Here is a 4,688-nt window from a genome sequence, read left to right on the forward strand (position 1 = left end):
AATAAATATTGGCAGAGGATTAAAGATTAGTTATTGTGACTAACTCTTTTGGTTAGAGAAAGATAAACTTGAGAATCTTCGGTCAAATTTATTGACTCAAAATCCGCTGTACTTAATTTAAATGAATCAACCCTAGGGGTTAGGGGGTTCTTGGGGACAGTTAGGCAGAATTACTTTAGTTGCTGCCGGTACACCCGATAAAAGCTGTTTATTTTTATTCCGTGTTGATGGTAGTTGGGATATTCGTCAAGATGATAGCTGTGTGCTTTAAAGCTGATTTAAAACTAGGGAATCAGGCGATCGATTTGTTGAGCTAAATCAAAATCTAAGTTACTTAAACCTCCCACGTCATGGGTAGTGAGGGAAAGAGTAACGCGATTGTAATTGATGGTAATATCAGGATGATGGCCTAGGGATTCAGCTGGAGTAACTAAGCGATTAACAAAAGCGATCGATTCGATAAAATTGTTAAATTTAAAAGTTTTTTCAATCCGTTGATCTCGTAACTGCCAACCCGGGATAGTCTGTAATTGTTGAGAGATTTCTCGATCGGATAAACGAGTAGCGGGTAAAGAGAGGACTAATTGACCAGTTAACCCAATCATGAAAGCGATCGCTATTACTAAAAATTGCTTCAACATTGAAGACGCTCCCGTAGTTGTGGTGAGCAGAAAAAGTGATCGATCACGAGGGCATAGTCCCAAAATCTAACATTAAGAAACACTTTACACCATAATGTCGAGACAGCCACGCTCAAAAATCTAGAATCCTGACTGATAGCCTTTCTGAACGGAAACTTAGACGGTTTTCAGTCCGTCTGGGAGTACACTAGAAAATACCCATTTATTCCATCGAGCCGTTCATGATTATTTCCGTCGTAGCACTGAAGGGAGGGGTCGGGAAAACCACCACATCGATTCATTTGGCCGCCTATTTTCAAGAAAAAGCGCCCACCTTATTGATCGATGCGGATAAAAATCGTTCGGCTCTCCATTGGTCCCGGGAAGACACCCTTCCTTTTATGGTAGCGTCCCAAGCTGGAGCGACGGGACTGGTGAAACAATACACTCATATTATCGTCGATACCCAGGCCCGGCCAGAGCCAGACGAGCTAAAAGATTTAGCTCAGGGCAGCGATTTATTAATCCTACCCACCACTCCCAATCATCTCGATATCGATGTCACGATTAAAGCGGTAGAATTGCTGTCCACGATGACCGATAATTATCGAGTTCTTTTAACCCAAGTGGATTCACGGACAAAAACAGGACGAGAAGCGCGGAAAGCTCTAGAAGAAGCAAAATTACCCCTATTTAAGCGAGAAATTCCCCGTTTAGTTGCTTTTGAACGAGCGGCCGAAAAAGCAGTCATCGTCAAAGATTATCCCGACCCCCGGTCCAATTTCGGTTGGCTTTGTTACCAAGCGGTCGGTAAAGAAATTTTTGCCTTAATGACATAAATTGTTAAAAAAGTTAATATTAATATTTGTGTCATTTTTCCCCAAAAAGATACTTAATCTGTATGGGGACTTTTTGTAATCTTCCGTTAAGCGTTCACTCCTAAATCGGTAAAGTCTGAGACAATCAAAAAAGTCTGACTGTAGGAGAACCCTCTATGAAATTGGCCTATTGGATGTATGCGGGTCCCGCTCATATTGGCACTTTAAGGATCGCCAGTTCCTTTAAAAATGTTCATGCTATCATGCACGCTCCTCTGGGAGACGATTATTTTAACGTCATGCGCTCGATGTTGGAAAGGGAGCGTAATTTTACCCCCGTCACTACTAGTATTGTCGATCGTAATGTTTTAGCCCGGGGTTCCCAAGAAAAAGTCGTCGATAATATTGTTCGCAAAGATCGCGAAGAAAGTCCCGATTTAATCGTTTTAACTCCCACCTGTACCTCCAGCATTCTCCAAGAGGATTTACAAAACTTTGTCGAAAGAGCGCGACAGGATGCCGAGGGGGATGTGCTGCTGGCCGATGTCAACCACTATCGCTATAATGAACTACAAGCGGCCGATAAAACTCTCTATCAAATTATCAAATATTATCTCGATAAGGCCCAGAGAAAGGGGGAAATTATCTCGCAGAAAACCCCTAAACCTTCGGTTAATATTATCGGCATTACCACCCTCGGTTTCCATAACCAACATGATCGCACAGAATTAAAGCGGTTAATGGCAGATTTGGACATTGAAGTTAATGACATTATCCCCGAAGCTGCCTCCGTAGAAAACTTAAAAAATCTGCCCCGCGCTTGGTTTAATCTGGTTCCCTATCGAGAAGTGGGATTAATGACAGCCAAATATCTCGAAAGTGAATTCGCCATGCCTTACGTTGATATTACCCCCATGGGAGTGGTGGAAACAGCGCGCTGTATTCGCAAAATTCAAGAGGTAATTAATGCCCAAGGTGCGGCAGTAGATTACGAAGATTTTATCAATGAACAAACTCTGCATATCTCCCAAGCTGCTTGGTTTTCTCGTTCCATTGACTGTCAGAATTTAACGGGCAAAAAAGCGGTGGTTTTTGGTGATAATACCCACGCAGCCGCTATGACAAAAATTCTCGCCAGAGAGATGGGAATCCATGTGGTTTTAGCGGGGACTTATTGTAAGTATGATGCGGATTGGTTCCGGGAACAAGTGAGTGAATATTGCGATGAAGTGTTAATTAGTGATGATAATGGGGCGATAGGAGATGCTATTGCTCGGTTGGAACCGGCGGCGATATTTGGTACTCAAATGGAACGTCATGTGGGCAAACGTTTAGATATTCCCTGTGGAGTAATTGCCGCACCTATTCATATCCAAAATTTCCCCCTCGGTTATAAACCTTTCTTAGGTTACGAAGGCACTAATCAGATCGCCGATTTGGTCTATAATTCCTTTACTTTGGGTATGGAAGATCACCTATTAGAGATATTCGGTGGTCATGATACAAAAGAGGTAATTACTAAAGGTATCTCGGCAGATTCTGACCTAAATTGGAATAAGGAAGCTACGGCAGAATTACAGAAAATACCCGGTTTTGTGCGGGGGAAAGTCAAACGAAATACCGAAAAATTCGCCCGGGAGCGAGGTATTGGTGAAATAACTTTAGAGGTAATGTATGCGGCTAAAGAATCCGTAGGAGCTTAATTATTTCTTGGGGCTGAAAGTTAACAGCATTCAGCCCTTTTTTTTAGTTATTTACTTAATCCCTGAAGTATTCTTTCTTCTACTCCTTTCCCCTGAATTAACACTCCAAATCCTCCTAAACCGGTGGGATTGATTAATTGATGTAAGGCATCTCGACGCTGAAATATAGTTAATATATCGATTTTTCCTTGAGAAAGTTGATTTAATCTATCTCCCAATCCCAAAGCCATTAAAAATAATCCTTGCTGAGTAAAACCGAGATTTTTTAAGCCTAATTTCTCCCCTTGACGTTGTAAAGCGGTAAAATCCACATGAGTGGTAATATCTTGTTCTCCCACCCACAAATAAGGATGATCATGACGCTGATGTTGTCGATAACATTGTAGGGTTCCTTGACTTCTTTGGGGATGATAATATTTTTCGGCAGTGTAACCATAATCTATGGTTAAGATATAACCTCGATCGAGTTTCCGATCAACCGTTTCTAACCAGTCTAAAGCTAATAAGTTTACCTCGGTTTGATAACCCTCCTGATAAAGTGGGGAGGGAATATTTATCCCCACTAAATCAAAATAGTCTTTGATTCTGTCGGTGGATAAATCTGCGATAATCTCCTGAAAAGGTTCCCCCAATCCCAGATAAATTTCTCGTAATTCTCCCGACTCAATCACAACTCGATGGACAGGAAAAGCATCGATTAACTCATTACTAAACACACAACCCACAAGGGAATTATCGGCTAAATTCGGCCAACTTTGCCAAGATACCGGGGAATATCCCGCTAAAGTTGCCCGTTGTCTTTCCCTGAGTTTCTGAGATTGTTCGATAATTATATAACTGAGATTTTGATAAAAATCAGCATAGTTATCACTTAAATAATCAAGGATATCTTTCGCTAAAATTCCCGAACCTGCTCCCACTTCCACTAAAGTAAATCCCGGCGAATTACCTAAAAATGCCGCCATCTCGACAAATTGCTCCGCCAACAATTGACCAAAATCTGCCCCTAGAGACGAGGAAGTAAAAAAATCTCCTTTTGAGCCAATTTCTACTTTTCCAGAAGTGTAATAGCCATAATCGGGGTGATAGAGAGCTAAATCCATCCAGCGCTCGAAGCTAATTCGACCCGATGCTGATTGTTTAATTTCCTCTAGGATGATTGCTTCTAAATTCATCTTGATCGGGGAATTATGAATTATGAATTATGAAATGGGAAGTGGGAATTAGGAAGTGGGAATTAGGAATTGGGAATTAGGAGGGCTGTATCTCACATTTGCAGAAATACCGACAATCAGCAATTATCGGTGACTCTTAAATTATTACAGACGTATCAGCAGCTGCGTGTAAGCATCCCACCGAAAAACTAATGCGCGGGGGGTTTGGGGGCGGCGCCACGCCCCCAACGGGTAGGGCTGTTTCATTCTCCCATCAGAATATCAAAAGTAAAAGCGATCACCGTCAGGTAAAATGAGAAGTGACCGCCAACCTTTAAAATATATGTTGAGCTTAATAGAAAAACTGAAACAAGTCAAGGACTTTCGGAAAGA

General features: G+C 41.7%; 4 protein-coding genes and 1 pseudogene. 3 read left to right on the top strand and 2 right to left on the bottom strand.

Annotated features, from left to right (window positions below; all coding sequences use genetic code 11):
* Positions 1–136: 136 nt before the first annotated feature.
* A pseudogene (locus IM322_RS13450) lies at positions 137–271 on the top strand (prepilin-type cleavage/methylation domain-containing protein); the annotation flags it as partial.
* A 13-nt stretch (positions 272–284) separates the two neighbouring features.
* Here IM322_RS13450 and IM322_RS13455 read toward each other — a convergent pair.
* Positions 285–641, bottom strand: a complete 357-nt coding sequence (locus IM322_RS13455; protein ID WP_287078082.1) for a 4a-hydroxytetrahydrobiopterin dehydratase — start codon at positions 639–641, stop codon at positions 285–287.
* A gap of 221 nt (positions 642–862) precedes the next feature.
* Here IM322_RS13455 and IM322_RS13460 point away from each other — a divergent pair, with 221 nt between their 5' ends.
* Together IM322_RS13460 and bchB are read left to right on the top strand one after the other, a co-directional pair.
* Positions 863–1,459, top strand: coding sequence for a nucleotide-binding protein (locus tag IM322_RS13460; protein WP_158199866.1), 597 nt, complete (start codon positions 863–865; stop codon positions 1,457–1,459).
* A gap of 155 nt (positions 1,460–1,614) precedes the next feature.
* Positions 1,615–3,141 carry a ferredoxin:protochlorophyllide reductase (ATP-dependent) subunit B gene (bchB, locus tag IM322_RS13465; protein WP_286824703.1) on the top strand — a complete coding sequence of 509 codons (1,527 nt, stop codon included), beginning with the start codon at positions 1,615–1,617 and terminating at the stop codon, positions 3,139–3,141.
* A gap of 47 nt (positions 3,142–3,188) precedes the next feature.
* Here the strand turns inward: bchB and IM322_RS13470 are convergent, their stop codons facing one another.
* On the bottom strand, positions 3,189–4,316 hold the full coding sequence (locus IM322_RS13470; RefSeq protein ID WP_287676344.1) for a class I SAM-dependent methyltransferase: 1,128 nt from the start codon (positions 4,314–4,316) through the stop codon (positions 3,189–3,191).
* Positions 4,317–4,688 lie beyond the last annotated feature (372 nt).

Source organism: Microcystis sp. M109S1, assembly GCF_020247025.1.
Lineage (GTDB): Bacteria > Cyanobacteriota > Cyanobacteriia > Cyanobacteriales > Microcystaceae > Microcystis.

What these genes read in the sequence shown, in the direction of transcription:
- IM322_RS13455 (WP_287078082.1), bottom strand. Translation starts at nt 641, where the DNA reads ATGTTGAAGCAATTTTTAGTAATAGCGATCGCTTTCATGATTGGGTTA.
- IM322_RS13460 (WP_158199866.1), top strand. Translation starts at nt 863, where the DNA reads ATGATTATTTCCGTCGTAGCACTGAAGGGAGGGGTCGGGAAAACCACC.
- bchB (WP_286824703.1), top strand. Translation starts at nt 1,615, where the DNA reads ATGAAATTGGCCTATTGGATGTATGCGGGTCCCGCTCATATTGGCACT.
- IM322_RS13470 (WP_287676344.1), bottom strand. Translation starts at nt 4,316, where the DNA reads ATGAATTTAGAAGCAATCATCCTAGAGGAAATTAAACAATCAGCATCG.